At 38.6% G+C, this 16,589-nt stretch carries 17 protein-coding genes; 14 read left to right on the top strand and 3 right to left on the bottom strand.

Features of this window, described 5'->3' with window-relative positions; all coding sequences use genetic code 11:
* Positions 1-3: 3 nt before the first annotated feature.
* From hisG to hisIE, 9 genes are all read left to right on the top strand, one after another.
* The gene (gene hisG / locus ACH3PA_RS15850) at positions 4-864 is read left to right on the top strand and encodes an ATP phosphoribosyltransferase (RefSeq protein ID WP_416442080.1); all 861 of its coding nucleotides are present in this window, start codon (positions 4-6) and stop codon (positions 862-864) included.
* A 34-nt stretch (positions 865-898) separates the two neighbouring features.
* Complete coding sequence (gene hisD / locus ACH3PA_RS15845) at positions 899-2,185, top strand: histidinol dehydrogenase (protein ID WP_416442079.1); 1,287 nt, start codon at positions 899-901, stop codon at positions 2,183-2,185.
* A 51-nt stretch (positions 2,186-2,236) separates the two neighbouring features.
* On the top strand, positions 2,237-3,346 hold the full coding sequence (gene hisC, locus ACH3PA_RS15840; RefSeq protein ID WP_416442078.1) for a histidinol-phosphate transaminase: 1,110 nt from the start codon (positions 2,237-2,239) through the stop codon (positions 3,344-3,346).
* A gap of 63 nt (positions 3,347-3,409) precedes the next feature.
* Positions 3,410-4,543: a bifunctional histidinol-phosphatase/imidazoleglycerol-phosphate dehydratase HisB gene (hisB, locus tag ACH3PA_RS15835; RefSeq protein WP_416442077.1), complete on the top strand. Its 1,134-nt coding sequence runs from the start codon at positions 3,410-3,412 to the stop codon at positions 4,541-4,543.
* A gap of 285 nt (positions 4,544-4,828) precedes the next feature.
* The gene (gene hisH, locus ACH3PA_RS15830) at positions 4,829-5,410 is read left to right on the top strand and encodes an imidazole glycerol phosphate synthase subunit HisH (RefSeq protein WP_416442076.1); all 582 of its coding nucleotides are present in this window, start codon (positions 4,829-4,831) and stop codon (positions 5,408-5,410) included.
* A gap of 237 nt (positions 5,411-5,647) precedes the next feature.
* A complete protein-coding gene (gene hisA, locus ACH3PA_RS15825; RefSeq protein WP_416442075.1) occupies positions 5,648-6,397 on the top strand; it encodes a 1-(5-phosphoribosyl)-5-[(5-phosphoribosylamino)methylideneamino]imidazole-4-carboxamide isomerase in 750 nt (249 codons plus the stop codon).
* Complete coding sequence (locus ACH3PA_RS15820) at positions 6,397-6,909, top strand: DinB family protein (protein WP_416442074.1); 513 nt, start codon at positions 6,397-6,399, stop codon at positions 6,907-6,909. Before hisA ends, ACH3PA_RS15820 begins: the two co-directional genes overlap by 1 nt.
* Positions 6,910-7,665: an imidazole glycerol phosphate synthase subunit HisF gene (hisF, locus tag ACH3PA_RS15815; RefSeq protein WP_416442073.1), complete on the top strand. Its 756-nt coding sequence runs from the start codon at positions 6,910-6,912 to the stop codon at positions 7,663-7,665.
* Positions 7,666-7,823: 158 nt separating this feature from the next.
* Complete coding sequence (gene hisIE / locus ACH3PA_RS15810) at positions 7,824-8,417, top strand: bifunctional phosphoribosyl-AMP cyclohydrolase/phosphoribosyl-ATP diphosphatase HisIE (RefSeq protein WP_416442072.1); 594 nt, start codon at positions 7,824-7,826, stop codon at positions 8,415-8,417.
* A gap of 120 nt (positions 8,418-8,537) precedes the next feature.
* Here hisIE and ACH3PA_RS15805 read toward each other — a convergent pair whose 3' ends face one another.
* The 3 genes from ACH3PA_RS15805 to epsC all read right to left on the bottom strand — a co-directional run bounded on the left by ACH3PA_RS15805 (position 8,538) and on the right by epsC (position 11,041).
* Entirely contained in the window at positions 8,538-9,248 is a 711-nt protein-coding gene (locus ACH3PA_RS15805; RefSeq protein WP_416446710.1) for a DUF1853 family protein, read from the bottom strand.
* A 118-nt stretch (positions 9,249-9,366) separates the two neighbouring features.
* Positions 9,367-10,254: a cysteine synthase CysM gene (cysM, locus tag ACH3PA_RS15800; protein WP_416442071.1), complete on the bottom strand. Its 888-nt coding sequence runs from the start codon at positions 10,252-10,254 to the stop codon at positions 9,367-9,369.
* Positions 10,244-11,041, bottom strand: coding sequence for a serine O-acetyltransferase EpsC (epsC, locus tag ACH3PA_RS15795; RefSeq protein WP_416442070.1), 798 nt, complete (start codon positions 11,039-11,041; stop codon positions 10,244-10,246). The genes cysM and epsC overlap by 11 nt, the downstream gene beginning before the upstream one ends.
* Positions 11,042-11,166: 125 nt before the next feature.
* Between epsC and ACH3PA_RS15790 the strand changes: the two genes are divergently transcribed.
* The 5 genes from ACH3PA_RS15790 to ACH3PA_RS15770 all read left to right on the top strand — a co-directional run bounded on the left by ACH3PA_RS15790 (position 11,167) and on the right by ACH3PA_RS15770 (position 16,587).
* On the top strand, positions 11,167-11,961 hold the full coding sequence (locus ACH3PA_RS15790) for a tRNA pseudouridine(38-40) synthase TruA (RefSeq protein ID WP_416446708.1): 795 nt from the start codon (positions 11,167-11,169) through the stop codon (positions 11,959-11,961).
* A gap of 169 nt (positions 11,962-12,130) precedes the next feature.
* Positions 12,131-12,682, top strand: a complete 552-nt coding sequence (locus ACH3PA_RS15785) for a type 1 glutamine amidotransferase domain-containing protein (RefSeq protein ID WP_416442069.1) — start codon at positions 12,131-12,133, stop codon at positions 12,680-12,682.
* Positions 12,683-12,758: 76 nt separating this feature from the next.
* Positions 12,759-13,856 (top strand): magnesium/cobalt transporter CorA, encoded by a 1,098-nt coding sequence (gene corA, locus ACH3PA_RS15780; protein WP_416442068.1) that lies wholly within the window; start codon positions 12,759-12,761, stop codon positions 13,854-13,856.
* A 62-nt stretch (positions 13,857-13,918) separates the two neighbouring features.
* Positions 13,919-14,593, top strand: a complete 675-nt coding sequence (locus ACH3PA_RS15775; RefSeq protein WP_416442067.1) for a DUF2461 domain-containing protein — start codon at positions 13,919-13,921, stop codon at positions 14,591-14,593.
* A 140-nt stretch (positions 14,594-14,733) separates the two neighbouring features.
* The gene (locus ACH3PA_RS15770; protein ID WP_416442066.1) at positions 14,734-16,587 is read left to right on the top strand and encodes a DNA topoisomerase IV subunit B; all 1,854 of its coding nucleotides are present in this window, start codon (positions 14,734-14,736) and stop codon (positions 16,585-16,587) included.
* Positions 16,588-16,589 lie beyond the last annotated feature (2 nt).

The following is a 16,589-nucleotide window of genomic DNA, read 5'->3' as shown; positions in this document are numbered from 1 at the left end:
AAAATGACAAAAAAAATTAGGATTGCTATTCAAAAATCGGGGAGACTTAATGAAGATTCCCTGCAAATATTAAAAGACTGTGGAATTTCTATAGATAATGGTCGCGACCAACTCAAAGCTAGTGCTGGCAATTTTCCGCTTGAGGTTTTTTATCTGCGAAATGGTGATATTCCTCAATATTTGCGTGACGGTGTCGTAGATATCGCTATTATCGGTGAAAATGTATTGATTGAAAAAGGGGAAGATATCAGCATTGCACAGAAGCTGGGTTTTTCAAAATGCAAGGTTTCCTTAGCTATTCCTAAAGGAAAAAAATACGAGTCTGTAAAAGATTTTGAAGGTAAACGCATCGCCACTTCTTACCCTAATACGGTACTCAGATATCTTGAAGAAAAAGGGGTGACTGCCGATTTACACATCATTACAGGTTCTGTAGAAATAGCACCTAATATTGGCTTGGCAGATGCCATTTGCGATATTGTTTCCAGCGGTAGCACCTTGTTTAAAAACAATTTAAAAGAAGTTGAAGTCATGCTTACTTCAGAGGCCGTGCTTGCAGTTTCTCCGGAGATTGATAAAGAGCGTGAAGCTATACTGGAGAAACTTTTATTCAGAATTAAAGCTGTTCTTAAAGGGCGAGATTTTAAGTATGTTTTGCTCAATGCTCCAAATGACAAAGTTGACGAAATCATAAAAATGCTTCCGGGAATGAAAAGTCCTACCGTGTTACCTTTGGCAGAAGAGGGTTGGAGCAGTGTACACTCAGTTGTCGATAAAAACCAGTTCTGGGATGTGATCGATAAACTTAAAGCAGCTGGAGCACAAGGAATTTTGGTAAGCGCTATCGAGAAAATGGTAATCTAAGTGAGATTTCGCTCTGGCGAAAAATGTATTTAAAATGAATAAAATCGTAAATCCAAGGCGGGATTCCTGGGCCGAAATTTTAAAACGGCCTACCCAAACCGTGCAGGATATAGAAGGTATTGTAGCCGAGGTTTTCGACGCTATCAAACAAAATGGTGATCTGGCTATTGCCGAATATACTCAGCGTTTTGATGGAGTAAAGTTAGATTCAAACATCGTAAGTGAGGAAGAATTCGCTTCCGTGAAAGCGCTTTTAAGTGAGGATTTGCAGCAAGCGATACAACTGGCTAAAGGAAATATCGAAAAATTTCACGCTGCACAACGCACAGAAAAAGTAGTTGTAAAAACGACAAATGGCGTAGACTGCTGGCAGGAAAAACGCCCAATCGAAAAAGTGGGTCTGTACATTCCCGGCGGCACAGCACCTTTGTTTTCTACGATTTTAATGTTAGCAATACCTGCAAAACTCGCGGGTTGTAAAGAAATTGTACTCTGTACGCCACCTGACAAAGAAGGAAAAATAAATCCCGCGATCCTCTACACCGCCCAGCTTTGTGGGGTTACGCGCATGTTTAAAATAGGTGGTATTCAGGCGATTGGAGCAATGACGTTTGGCACCGAAACCGTACCTAAAGTGTATAAAATTTTTGGTCCGGGGAATCAATTTGTCACGGTTGCCAAGCAAATGGCGACCAAATTTAACGTGAGCATCGATATGCCGGCGGGACCTTCAGAATTGCTCATCGTGGCTGATGATACGGCTAATGCTTCTTTTGTGGCTTCCGACTTGCTAAGTCAGGCAGAACACGGTGTTGATAGCCAAGTGATTTTGGTTTCAACTTCAAAAAAATTAATAGAAAAAGTTGAACAAGAAATCGAACAACAATTAATCGAGCTTCCGCGAAAAGCAATTGCCGAAAAATCAATTGCCAACAGCAAGCTGATTTATGTAGAAGATGATGAGATCGCTTTAGCATTGATCAATGAGTACGGACCGGAACATTTTATCGTTTGCACGCAGGATACCGATTTTTATGTAGAGAATATCCAAAATGCAGGTTCGGTTTTTATTGGGAATTACACACCGGAAAGCGCTGGGGATTACGCTTCCGGAACCAATCATACCCTACCTACAAACGGCTATGCCAAGCAATACAGCGGGGTGAATCTGGATAGTTTTTTAAAAAGTATGACCTTTCAGAAAATTTCGCCACAAGGCATACAAAATATAGGCCGCGCGATTGAATTAATGGCCGAAGCCGAGGGTTTACAGGCGCATAAAAATGCGGTAAGCTTGCGCTTAAAAGAAATCAATAATTAAATAAAGCGACGTCATGCTGAACTTGTTTCAGCGTCACATAAATCCAGATCCATGAAGGGAGAAGAAACAAAACCAAAAAGCGAAAAATTCCCTTTCTCCAATGGGGAGAGGGTTAGGGAGAGGGGCTTTAACATAAACAAGCTGGTGCGCGAGAATGTCTCACGCATGAAACCTTATTCTTCGGCGCGAGATGAGTTCACCGATTTTGAAGCGGAAATGGTTTTTCTCGATGCTAATGAAAATCCGTTTAATACTAGTGTAAACCGCTATCCCGATCCGCATCAGGTGACTTTAAAGCAGCATTTATCGTCTATAAAACGGGTTCCTGCGGATCAGATTTTATTTGGTAATGGCAGTGATGAAGTATTGGATTTGATTTATCGGGCGTTTTGTGAACCTAAAGTAGACAATGTGATCACTTTGCCACCCACCTACGGAATGTACAAAGTGCTAGCCGAGACCAATGCAGTCGAAAACCGGGAAGTGTTGCTGGATGCCGATTTTCAGCCGGATGTGGATAACATAATCCAGGCGATGGATTCCCGCTCCAAATTGCTGTTTCTGTGTTCTCCTAATAATCCCACAGCCAATTCTTTTGATGCAAAAAAAGTAGAATATTTACTCGAAAATTTCCCCGGTTTGGTCATTATTGACGAAGCCTATATAGATTTCGCTCCAGGCGAAAGTTGGTCATCAGAACTGCACAATTATCCTAATTTAATCGTGACTCAGACCTTATCAAAAGCCTACGGAATGGCCGGGATTCGATTAGGGATTGCTTTTGCTTCCGAAGAAATTATCGCTGTTTTAAATAAGATTAAACCGCCATATAACGTCAACGAATTAACTCAAAAAAGAGCTTTAGAACGTATTTTAAATCAGGAAAGCGTTAATGCTGAAATAAGCTCAATTTTAGAGGAAAGAAGTGTTTTATCTAAAGCTTTACTTCAGGTATATTTCGTAGAGAAACTATATCCTTCTGACGCCAATTTTCTGCTGGCTAAAGTAGATGATGCAGATAAAAGGTATATGGAATTAATCGCTAAAGGAATTGTAGTGAGAAACCGAAGCACCCAGCCACTTTGTGAAAATACTTTGCGCTTTACAGTGGGTACCGAAGAAGAAAATAAAAAACTGATTCAGGCTTTAAACGAAATTTAAAACATGTTGAAGAAGTGAGCTGTCTAAATTGCTTAACCTTCGAATATTGAAGAAGATTATAATATGAAAAAAGTATTATTTATAGACCGCGACGGGACGATCATCAAGGAAACGGTTGACGAGCAGATCGATGCTTTTGAGAAGATGGTTTTTTACCCCAAAGCGTTTACTTATTTGGGGAAGATTGCCCAAGAACTCGATTACGAACTCGTCATGATCACCAATCAGGATGGTTTGGGAACCGATGTTTTTCCGGAAGAAACCTTCTGGCCGGTCCACAATTTCATCTTGAAATCCTTTGAAAACGAAGGGGTAGTTTTTGATGCGGTATACCTTGATAGAACTTTTCCTGAAGATAATGCACCAACGCGTAAGCCGGGAACCGGATTGCTTACTTCTTATTTTTCAGAAGACTATGATTTGGAAAACTCTTTTGTAATTGGGGATCGCTTAACCGACATGGAACTGGCTAAAAATCTGGGTTCAAAAGGAATTTTTATCAATGATGAAACGCATTTGGGAACCGAAGAAATTACAGTAAAACGAGACGCCCTTGATGATTTTATCGCTTTAGAAAGCAACGACTGGCAAACCATTTATGAGTTTCTTAAACTGAAAAACAGAACAGCTTCTATCAGTCGGAAAACAAACGAAACAAACATAGAAATCGACCTAAACCTCGATGGAACCGGGAAAAGTGATATAAAAACCGGACTTGCTTTTTTTGATCATATGCTCGATCAACTGGCTCGTCACGGGGCGATGGATTTAAAAATTCATGTAGATGGTGATCTCGAAGTTGATGAGCACCATACCATAGAAGACACGGCGATTGCTTTGGGTGAAGTTTTCGGGAAGGCGCTGGGAAATAAAATGGGCATCGAGCGTTACGGATTTTGCCTGCCTATGGACGATTGCCTGGCGCAGGTGGCTATTGATTTTGGCGGCCGTAACTGGCTGGTTTGGGAAGCCGATTTTAAACGGGAGAAAATAGGAGAGATGCCTACCGAAATGTTTTACCATTTCTTTAAATCCTTTACCGATGGCGCTAAAGCAAATCTGAATGTAAAAGCAGAAGGAACTAACGAACATCACAAAATTGAAGCGATTTTTAAAGCTTTGGCGAAAGCAATAAAAGCCGCCGTAAAACGAGACGCAGAAAAAATGATACTGCCTTCAACTAAAGGAATGTTGTAAAGACCTGCAAGGTTTTCAAAACCTTGTAGGTCTAAATGAGGAACCTTGTAGGTCTTAATTTGAAAACGAAAAGTGAAAAATTAAACCTGTGATAATAATTAAGATAGTAGAAAAGCGTCATTCCGAATTTATTTCGGAATCGCATTAAGTGAAGGTAATGAGAACCTGAAACAACACTTCTACAAGCTCAGTGGGACAATTCAGGTTGACGACTTAAAATGGACCAGGCCTGCAGGGTTTTCAAAACCCTGCAGGTCTAAAAAGCCAGAATAAAGAGAGGAAGAAATGAAATTAGTAATTATAAATTACGGAGCAGGAAATATTCAAAGTTTAAAATTTGCGTTTAAGCGATTGGGTGTAAATGCTATATTATCAGATGATCCAGAAGAAATACAAAACGCTGATAAAGTGATTTTTCCGGGAGTGGGAGAGGCGAGTAGTGCCATGGAAAAATTACGACACACAGGACTTGATGAAATTATTCCCACCTTAAAACAACCGGTTTTGGGGATTTGTCTGGGGATGCAGTTGATGTGTAATTCTTCTACGGAAGGAAATACGAAAGGCTTGGGGATTTTTGATGTAGATGTGGTTAAATTTTCCAATAAAGTAAAAGTTCCGCAGATAGGATGGAATCAGATTTCTGCTCTTAAAAGTCCGTTATTTACCGGTATTCCGGAATATTCCTATATGTATCTCGTCCATAGCTTTTATGCACCCGCTTGTGTGGAAGCTATTGCCACGACGCATTACGAAATGGATTATGCTTCGGCCTTGCAAAAGGATAATTTTTACGGTGTGCAATTTCACCCCGAAAAAAGCAGCACCGCCGGCGAACAAATGTTGAAGAATTTTTTAGAATTATAGTGAAAATAAAGCGTCATGCTGAATTTAGTTCAGCATCACAAAAAGAAAGATGAGGCTCTGAAACAATCCCGAAAATTTTCGGAACAGAGTGATGAAGATATATTAGAGTTTTATTAATTCCCAGCCTTAGCAAGGAGGGGTGGCCCAATTTGTTGGGTCGGGGTGGTAAAACCCCTCTTCTCCTTTGGAGGATCCTCCCCTTAACAAGGGGAGAAGCTTGAATAAAGAATAAAAATTATGAGAATAATTCCTGCTATAGATATTATTGACGGTAAGTGCGTTCGGCTTTCTAAAGGCGATTACAATACCAAAAAGATTTATAACGAGAATCCGCTGGAGATTGCCAAGTCTTTTGAGGCACATGGGATAGAATATCTGCACTTGGTTGATCTGGATGGGGCTAAAAGTAAGCACATTGTAAACCATAAAATTTTGGAACAAATCGCATCACAAACTTCGCTTAAGATAGATTTTGGTGGCGGTTTAAAATCTGATGAAGATTTGCGTATCGCTTTTGAAAGTGGTGCAAAACAAATTACCGGCGGGAGCATTGCGGTAAAAGACAGGGACATATTTCTGGGTTGGCTGGAGCAATTTGGCTACGAAAAGATAATCCTGGGAGCCGACGCGAAAGATGAAAAAGTTGCTGTTTCCGGATGGATGGAAGAATCTAATGAAGAACTGATACCTTTTATTCAGGGATACCGGGAAAAAGGCGTGAGTTATGTAATTTGCACCGACATTAGTAAAGACGGCATGCTAGAAGGCCCTGCCTTTGAATTGTATCAAAAAATTATTTTAAACTGTCAGGCTGAGCCTGCTGCAGCTAAGAATAAATTAAAACTAATCGCTTCCGGGGGAATTTCCCATTTCGACGAATTGCCTAGACTGGCGGAAATAGGATGCGAAGGCACGATAATTGGGAAAGCGATCTATGAGGGGCGAATTTCGCTTAAGCAATTGGAAAATTTTATAATTCAATCTTGATGGAAACAGAACTGATCTCAGCATTTAAAGAAAGTACCCTATATCGCATTGACGAAAGTACGCGCATGATTCAGATTGCCATGGGAAAGATCAGTGAAGAGCAGGTTTGGTTAAGACCCAATGCTAAGTCTAACAGTATAGGGAATATCATCCTACATTTATGCGGAAACATTGGCCAATACGCTATTTCCTCGCTGGGAAGGTTACCGGATACTCGCAAACGCGATGCAGAATTTGAAGTTTCCGAAGGGGTAACTAAGGAAGAATTGCTTCAAAAACTGGTGAAAATCGTAGAAAAAGCCAAAGAAATCATACAAAATCTCCCTGCAGATGAATTTATTCGCATGCGACAAGTTCAGGCTTATGAATTTACAGGAATAGGAGTAATAACACATGTGGTGGAACATTATTCTTACCACACCGGGCAGATTGCCTTCTGGGTAAAACTGCTAACAGAACAGGATTTAGGCTTTTATGACGGAGTAGAATTAACGAAAAAAAACAAAGAGTAAATGCTTACAAAACGTATCATACCATGTCTGGATATCAAAAACGGGCGTACCGTAAAAGGCGTTAATTTTATCGATTTACGGGACGCCGGAGATCCGGTTGAACTGGCTGCAAAATACGCTGAAACCGGAGCTGACGAACTCGTTTTTCTGGATATTTCGGCAACCGAAGAAAAGCGTAAAACTTTAGCAGATATGGTGTTACGTGTGGCAGAAAAAATAAATATTCCCTTTACCGTGGGCGGTGGGATTTCCTCGGTTGAAGATGTAGATATTTTATTGCAAAACGGAGCTGATAAAGTTTCTATCAATTCGTCTGCGGTTAAAAATCCGCAGTTGATCAATGAGCTCGCGGCAAAATTCGGTTCACAATGTGTTGTGGTTGCGATTGATGCCAAACAAATCAACGATCAATGGAAAGTGCATCTGGTAGGAGGAAAAGTCCCCACCGAACTGGATTTGTTTGAATGGGCGCAGGAAGTGGAAGCGCGAGGTGCAGGGGAAATTCTGTTTACCTCTATGGATCATGACGGCACCAAAGACGGTTTTGCCAATGAAGCCCTGGCCAAACTGGATGAACTGCTAAATATCCCAATAATCGCTTCCGGTGGAGCCGGGAATATGCAGCATTTTGCCGACACTTTTACAGCAGGAAAAGCAGATGCAGCACTGGCAGCCAGTGTTTTTCATTTTCATGAAATTGACATCCCGGATCTGAAAAAAGAGTTGCAGAATAAAGGAATTTCGGTAAGGATTTAAATTTCTTAAAAAAATAATCATTATGACTGATGATGAAAAAGAAGATTTAGGATTATTAATCCTTATGCTCAAAACTAAAGAATATCTACGGGTAAATGAGGATGAAGTCTTTAAATTACTTGAAGAAAAACAAAAGTGACTATTTCAAAAAATAAAAAATGAAAATCAATTACAACAAAGACGGCCTTGTGCCCGCGATCATTCAAGATGCAAAGACCAAAAATGTGTTGATGCAGGGTTATATGAATGAAGAAGCATTCTTAAAAACCAACGAACTTAAAAAAGTAACATTTTTTAGCCGCAGCAAACAACGCCTATGGACTAAAGGAGAGGAAAGCGGGAATTTTTTAAATCTTGTTTCTATTAGCAATGATTGTGATAATGACTCATTATTAATCACTGTAAATCCACAGGGGCCTACCTGTCACACCGGTACTGATACTTGCTGGGGAGGTGAAAACAAGCAGGAATTCGGGTTTTTTACCCAGTTGGAAACGGTTATTGCTGATCGTAAAGCTAATCAGGAAAATGACGAAAGTTACGTCGCCAGCTTATTCAAGAAGGGGATCAACAAGATCGCTCAAAAAGTAGGCGAGGAAGCCATAGAAACCGTTATTGAAGCCAAAGATGATAATGATGACCTTTTTCTGAATGAAAGCGCCGATTTGCTTTTTCACTATTTGATTTTGCTTAAAGCTAAAGGTTTTGGACTTGAGGATATCGAGAAAGTGTTGCTGGAAAGGAAAAAGTAAAGCATTGCATAAGATTTCGTCAATCTGAACTTGATTCAGATTCACATCCTAATTGCTGATTAGTATTATGAGATTCCGAAATAAATTCGGAATGACAGTCATTTAAAGCTTCGTCTGCAATTACCACCACACCACAAAACAGCGGGAAATAGAATCGTTTGGGGTTTTTGTCCAGCAATAGACCGAGCGTAGCTGATTTAAGCTGTTTTCAATTTGCTTAAAGGCTTCTGTTCTATCTATCCAGTGAATGGGATCTGTGGAAGCGGGTAGAATGACCCACTTAATTTTAACCGGAAAATAGAATTTCGTTTCCGCTTTCGCGAAAGCTTTAAAATCCTGTAAATTCATCCAGAAACCTATTTCAGAATCGGGATTTAACCCACTAATATCGGTTATTTTGGTATGAAAATCGGTAAATAATTGCGCTTTAAAGCAGATTTTTTGCTCGATTTCTCCCGGCTTAAGTCCGATTTTTGAGAGATACGGAAGTGTTTCCGGCTTAAAAAGCAGCGGTAATTGTTGGGGTTTAAGCTTATTTAATTTAAGCGGAAGACTGTCTTTGCGGTTTGGGCCAATCCAACAAGCATATTTGTTAGCGCTGTAAAGCGGATCGAACAGATAGAATTTATAAACGAGTTCGAGATGGATACCTTTATTTTCATTAAGATCACGAATCAAAAAATCAATTTCGCCCAGCGTTTTCTTATTGTGTATAATCTGCAGGTTTTTGGCGATCAGTTCGTAGCGTTGGGAAGCCATAATCGCCGCTTCCATAAAATATTCCATACGCTGACCAAGCCTTATATTTTTTGGAACATCAAGAGGGGGAATGGTATTTAAATAAAGAGTCTGGCTATCAAAAACCTAAAAACCGGGATAGTCCGCCAAAAACAAATCCGAGGTTTGTAAAAATCCTTGATATTGCTGTGATAGCGAAGTTTTCAAAAAATTACTCGTCAAATAAATCTGAAGATAAATACCGGTCGCCACGATCACAGATTATAGAAACCACAATGCCTTCTTCCAGCTCTTCACATAAGCGTAAAGCCGCTACGGTAGCCCCACCACTGCTCATTCCTGAAAAAATACCTTCTTCTTTAGCCAATCTTTTTGCCATAATCCGCGCATCGGCTTCACTCACTTCCATGATACGATCAACTTTTTTAGCGTCAAAAATCTTGGGTAGATATTCCTGAGGCCATTTGCGTATTCCGGGAATGCTCGATTCGTCTGTAGGTTGTACGCCCACAATCTGAATGTCTTTGTTTTTTTCTTTTAAGAAAGTGGAAGTTCCCATGATGGTTCCCGTAGTTCCCATAGAAGAAACAAAGTGCGTTACTTTTTCTTCGGTATCACGCCAAATTTCAGGTCCCGTGGTTTTGTAATGCGCTTTCCAGTTATCGGGGTTTCCAAACTGGTTAAACATATAATAACCTTCGTCTCTTACTTTCGCTTCAGCGTAATCGCGCGCTCCTTCAATCCCCACTTCTTTTGACGTTAGGATGACGGTCGCTCCATAAGCTCGCATAGTTTGCACACGCTCTTTAGTCGAATTTTCGGGCATTACGATCTCAAGTGAAAGACCGTAAATACTGGCGATCATAGCCAGTGCAATTCCGGTATTTCCGCTGGTGGCTTCGATAAGCTTGGTGTTTTTATCAATTTCACCACGTTCCATCGCGCTTTTGATCATGTTGTAAGCCGCACGATCTTTCACGCTTCCGCCGGGATTATCACCTTCCAGTTTAAAAAGCAGTTTTACGTTAGGATTAGTTTGGAGAACCCTAGATTCTACCAAGGGCGTATTGCCAATAAGGCGTTCAAGATTATAATTCATTTTTTGCAATTTCGCGTATTTGTATTTCCGGTCTGTGAGAAACCAGTGAAAAAGGCGGAACGGAAGCCGTAAGCCAAACATTCCCGCCAATGATGCTATTTTCGCCCACGACCGTGTTGCCACCTAAAATAGTAGCATTAGCATATATGGTGACATTATTTTCAATAGTTGGATGCCGTTTTATGTTCTCAAGTTCTTTGTTTACACTTAGCGCTCCCAGAGTAACTCCCTGATACAATTTTACATGGTCTTTAATAACTGCGGTTTCCCCAATCACAATTCCTGTGGCATGATCTATAAAGAGATATTCCCCTATTTGGGCCCCCGGATTGATATCTACACCGGTCAAAAAATGTGCATATTCTGTCATTAAACGTGGCACTATGGGAAAACCTTTTATATACAAATCATGACTAAAGCGATATACTGCGATAGCATAAAAGCCAGGGTAAGAAAGGTAAACTTCTTCTATAGAACGGGCCGCGGGATCATTATCATATATAGCCTGCGCGTCGAGATTAAGCTTGCGCAGAATTTCGGGCAGATTAGCAACATAATTATCCCAGATTTTAGAACACTTTTTATCGGTTTCCCAGCAGGCAAGATCAACAAGTTCTGTAAAAATCACTTCCAGTTCTTCAAGATTGACATCAAGATCTGTATGATAATCAAATAGAGTATGAAAGAGTTTATCAGTAAATAACTGTGTATTTTCTTTCAGTTTAAAATTTAGGTTGGCATTCTTTTTATGTTGCCTGAGTTGCTTTATGATTTCTTTCTTTTCCACATTCCAGATTTAAATCCAATTTCAAATTTAGCCATTATATAAGTATAGTAGTAGAAATTATGGCAGAAGCTTACAGTAGTTTAAGTATAACAGTGCATTCTGGCAAAAGAAGTTATTTTTGCGATATGTTTAGAAAGCGATTTTATTACATTATTAAGTTACAATATCTGGGTTTCCGTTATCACGGTTGGCAGAAGCAGCCCGAAAAGCCTACGGTAGAGCGTATGGTACAACGCACGTTGAAATATATTCTGGACAGGTCTAATTTTAAAATACTTGCAGCAGGCAGAACAGATTCTAAAGTTTCTGTAAATGAAACTTATATTGAATTATTTCTTGACGAAAAACCGCTTGATTTGACCGATTTTCTCCCTGTTTTGAACGAAAATCTACCACCAGATATTCGCGCTTTAGAAATTACTGAAACAGATGCAGACTTTAATATCATTCAGCATCCTAAAATAAAAGAGTATTTGTATTTGTTTTCTTTTGGTGAAAAAAACCACCCTTTTGCTGCACCTTATATGGTAAATATTCTGGAAGACCTTGATATTGAGCTGATGAAGGAAGCTGCCAAATTAATGGAAGGAAACCACGATTTTAAAAACTTCACGTATAAGCCTAAAGAGCAGACTATTACAGAAATGACTATAGACTGCTGCGAGATTGCAGAAAATGATATTTATACTGCTAATTTCTTTCCTGAAAAGAGCTACTCATTGCGTGTAAAAGGAATGGGATTTAAGAGACACCAAATAAGACTGATGATGGGAGCGCTTTTTGATCTGGGAGCTGGCAAGTTTACTTTAGATGAAATCAAAGCCATGCTATTGCCTGAAAATGAAATAAAATTGACACACATAGCTGCGGCTTCAGGACTAATTCTTAATGAAACTTTTTTATTAAATCGCAGCATTTAGAGTGATGGTGGGTATTAACATTTCCAATCAAAAAGCTTTTAACACAACACGCTAGTTTCCCTTATATTTTAACCTTTTTTAGCTTAGGCTTATAAGTCTTTTAACCCCGGTAAACACAACTGCTGCCTATCTTTGTATTGAATTAATTGTCGAACTAAAAACCAACAATATGAATACTAAGAAGATTGCAATATTAGCTACAAACGGATTTGAAGAAGTAGAATTAACTTCTCCACTTAAAGCGATGAAAGATGAGGGTTTTGAGGTAGATATCATAAGCCTTAAAGCTGGAAAAATAAAAGCATGGGATAAAGATCATTGGTCAGATGAATATGATGTTGATAAAACAGTAGATCAAGTTAATGCAAATCAATATAACGCATTGATGTTACCAGGTGGAGTGATGAATCCTGATAATTTAAGAACAAATGAAGATGCTCTTACCTTTGTAAAAGATTTCTTCGCTCAACATAAACCTGTTGCTGCAATCTGTCACGCTGCGTGGACGCTAATTAGTGCCGGAGTAGTAGAAGGCAGAGAAATGACATCTTACCATACTATTAAAGATGATCTTGTAAATGCAGGAGCAAAATGGGTAGATAAAGAAGTTGTTGTTGATGAAGGATTTGTAACAAGTAGAAATCCTGATGACCTCCCAGCATTTAACTCAAAATTAATTGAGGAAATAAAAGAAGGAAAACACGAGCTACAACACGCTTAGTCAAATCCTGATATATAAATTAAAAGTCTGCCAATTGGCGGACTTTTTCTATTTTTAGGTGCTACAAATGCCTACTATGACTAAACGCCTTAAAATTAGAAAACCCAGACTTCCTCATTTAAAAAAGAAGAAAAGAAAAGTTAAGAATGATGTTCCTGGTACTCTTAATTATACAGGAAATAAGGAAAGTGATGATCTACACATAGAGGTCATAGATTATTCTAAAGAATACTACCAGAGCATGTCCAGCAAGGATGTTTCTCTGGGATACAACAAAACCGGAAGCGGTCATATAAGCTGGATCAATGTAAATGGTCTTAACAGAACAGACCAGATAGAACTTTTGGGTTCGCACTACAAACTGCATCCACTTACTCTTGAGGATATTGTAGATACCAATCAACGACCAAAGATTGATGAATTTCCTGAATATTTGTTCATAGTTTTTAAAATGCTCTATTTTAATGAAAAGGATGAGTTTGTAAATGAACACATAAGTCTTGTTTTAGGTAAGGATTATGTATTGACTTTTCAGGAGTCAGACGGTGATGTATTTGATTCATTAAGACAACGTATAGCTAATGCTAAAGGGCGCATAAGAAATGCAGGTGCAGATTATCTTATGTTTACCATTATGGATGCTGTTGTAGATCACTACTTTATTGTGATAGAATCTATGAGCGATAAAATAGAACAACTAGAAGATGATTTGTTTTTAAATCATGTAGAAGATGATATTACACAGGATATTCAGGATTTAAAACGGGAAGTCCTGCGTGTGCGTAAAGCGGTTTATCCTTTTAGAGAAGTTGTGAGCAGACTTGAGAAGCAGGAAACTTCACTTATAGAAGACCGTACCTTAACCTATATACGAGATTTATATGATCATGTTGTTCAGGTTTATGAAAGTATCGAGGTCTACAGAGAGATGACCTGGGGACTTATGGATATGTATATGACCACCATAAGCAATAAGATGAACGAGGTGATGAAAGTGCTTACCATTATGGCAAGTATCTTTATTCCATTGACATTTATGGCTGGTATTTACGGGATGAATTTTGACTTTATGCCAGAACTACATTATAAATATAGTTACTTCTATTTGCTGGGAGCAATGGTAATTGTTTGTCTCATATTGATCTGGTATTTTAAGCGAAAAAAGTGGCTGTAAAGGCAAGAAAATCGGTAAAATAGGGTTAAAATTCGCTAATAACTATTTCAAAAACTAAATTAATGATTCAATTAAAACCGGAGATTTTTAAATTTTTAGACGATCTAAAGCTGAATAATAACCGGGAGTGGATGAATGATAATAAAAATCGCTATCAGCGAAATGAAAAAATATTAAAGTCGTTTTATGCCGAAGTTAAAGAGGGCTTGAACAATTTTGATGCGATAGATAAGACAAAGGTGTTCAGAATAAATCGTGATATACGATTCAGTAATGATAAAACACCCTACAATGTGCATCGTAGTGCAAGTTACAGCAGAGAAGGAGATCAAAGACGTGGTGGCTATTATTTGCGCATACAACCCGGAAATTCGCGCATGGCAGGTGGTTTTTTTAGTCCGGAGCCGGCAGATCTTTTGCGCATACGTAAGGAATTTGAGATGGATGATTCTGAAATTAGGGAGATTTTAGCTCAACCAGCGTTTAAAAAAGCTTTTGGAGGTTTTAACCCAGGTAATCAGGTGAAGACAGCTCCCAGAGGATTTAACGTTGAGCATCCTGCAAATGATCTCATTAAAAACAAGTCATTTTTCGTCTCACATGCTTTTACAGATGAGGAAGTTCTGGCAGCAGATTTTCAGAAAAAACTCATAGATCATTATAAATTATTACTACCCTTTTTTAATTATATGAGCGATGTTCTCACTACAGATCTAAATGGGGAATCACTGCTATAAATTAAAGTACTGTTAGACAAAGAATCACGCGTGCGTTAAGCTTTTCAACAGGATTTTATTAAAATTTGTTAATTACTTTGTTTTTGCCTTCTATTATAAAAGTTTGCTATACCCTATATTAGCAAACATCCCAAATTTTTATGGCCCAAGAAACACAATATACCGAGGAAAATATACGCTCCCTAGACTGGAAAGAACATATCAGGATGAGACCTGGTATGTACATTGGTAAGTTGGGAGATGGCTCAAGTGCAGATGATGGTATCTATATACTTTTAAAAGAGGTACTTGACAATTCTATTGATGAGTTTGTCATGGGAGCCGGTAAGACCATAGAAGTTAGCATTCAGAATAATCGCGTTATTGTACGAGATTTTGGGCGTGGTATTCCATTAGGCAAGGTAGTAGATGTAGTGTCTAAAATGAACACGGGTGGTAAATACGACTCACGAGCATTTAAAAAATCTGTAGGTTTAAATGGTGTAGGTACAAAAGCAGTTAATGCACTTTCATCATATTTTAGAGTAGAATCTTCAAGAGAAGGAAAATCTGCTGCTGCAGAATTTGAGCAGGGAAATTTAAAAGATGAAGAATTCTTAGAAGAAACATCGCGTAGAAAAGGGACTAAAGTCACCTTTATACCTGATGAACTCATCTTTAAAAATTATAAGTTCAGGAACGAGTATGTTGAGAAAATGCTTAAGATCTATGTGTATCTTAATCCCGGACTTACGATTATTTTTAATGGCGAAAAATTCTTTTCAGAAAATGGATTAAAAGATCTTTTGTCTGAAAGTATTTCTGAAAGCGATCGTTTATATCCTATAATTCACCTGCGTGGTGATGATATAGAGGTAGCAATTACTCACAGTCGCACACAATATTCTGAGGAGTATCACTCATTTGTAAATGGTCAACATACCACACAAGGAGGTACGCATCAGGCCGCATTTAGAGAATCAATTGTTCGTACCATACGTGAGTTTTATGGCAAGAATTATGAAGCTTCAGATGTTAGAAAGTCAATTGTTTCTGCGGTAAGCATAAAAGTGATGGAGCCCGTTTTTGAATCACAGACTAAAACGAAGTTAGGTTCTACAGATATGGGTGGCGATCTGCCTACCGTGCGTACATACATCAATGATTTTCTTAAAACAAATCTTGATAATTTTCTACATAAAAATCCTGAAACTGCAGATAAGCTACAGCGAAAGATCCTGCAGGCAGAAAGAGAGCGAAAAGAACTCTCAGGCATTAGAAAATTGGCTAAAGACAGGGCAAAAAAGGCAAGTTTACATAATAAGAAACTTAGAGATTGCCGCGTACATCTTACAGACAGTAAAAAAGAACGTAATCTTGAAAGCACCCTTTTTATAACTGAGGGAGATTCAGCTTCTGGTTCTATTACAAAATCACGGGATGTAAATACACAAGCGGTTTTTAGTTTACGCGGAAAACCTTTGAATTCTTACAATATGACAAAGAAAATTGTCTATGAGAACGAAGAATTCAATCTATTGCAGGCAGCACTTAACATAGAAGAATCTATGGAAGATCTGCGATATAATAATATTGTAATCGCCACAGATGCAGATGTTGACGGTATGCACATTAGGTTGCTGCTTATTACTTTCTTTCTGCAATTTTTCCCTGAATTGATCAAAGAGGGGCATTTATACATTCTTGAAACTCCGTTGTTCAGAGTGCGAAATAAAAAGAAGACTTTTTATTGTTACAGTGAGCAGGAACGAAGAGATGCCATTGAAGAACTATCCGGTAAACCAGAAATAACCCGTTTTAAAGGTTTAGGTGAGATATCACCAGATGAGTTTAAAAATTTTATTGGTGACAATATACGTTTAGCTCCTGTAATGCTTGATAAGGCGATGTCAATAGAAGAATTACTTTTGTTTTATATGGGTAAGAATACACCAGACAGACAAAAGTTTATAATAGAGAATCTAAAAGTTGAATTAGATCCTGTTCTTGAATAAAC

The organism is Leeuwenhoekiella sp. A2 (assembly GCF_047946655.1).
Taxonomy (GTDB): domain Bacteria; phylum Bacteroidota; class Bacteroidia; order Flavobacteriales; family Flavobacteriaceae; genus Leeuwenhoekiella.
The sequence above is the reverse complement of the archived record's forward strand: the minus strand, read 5'-3'. Positions and strand labels throughout refer to the sequence as shown.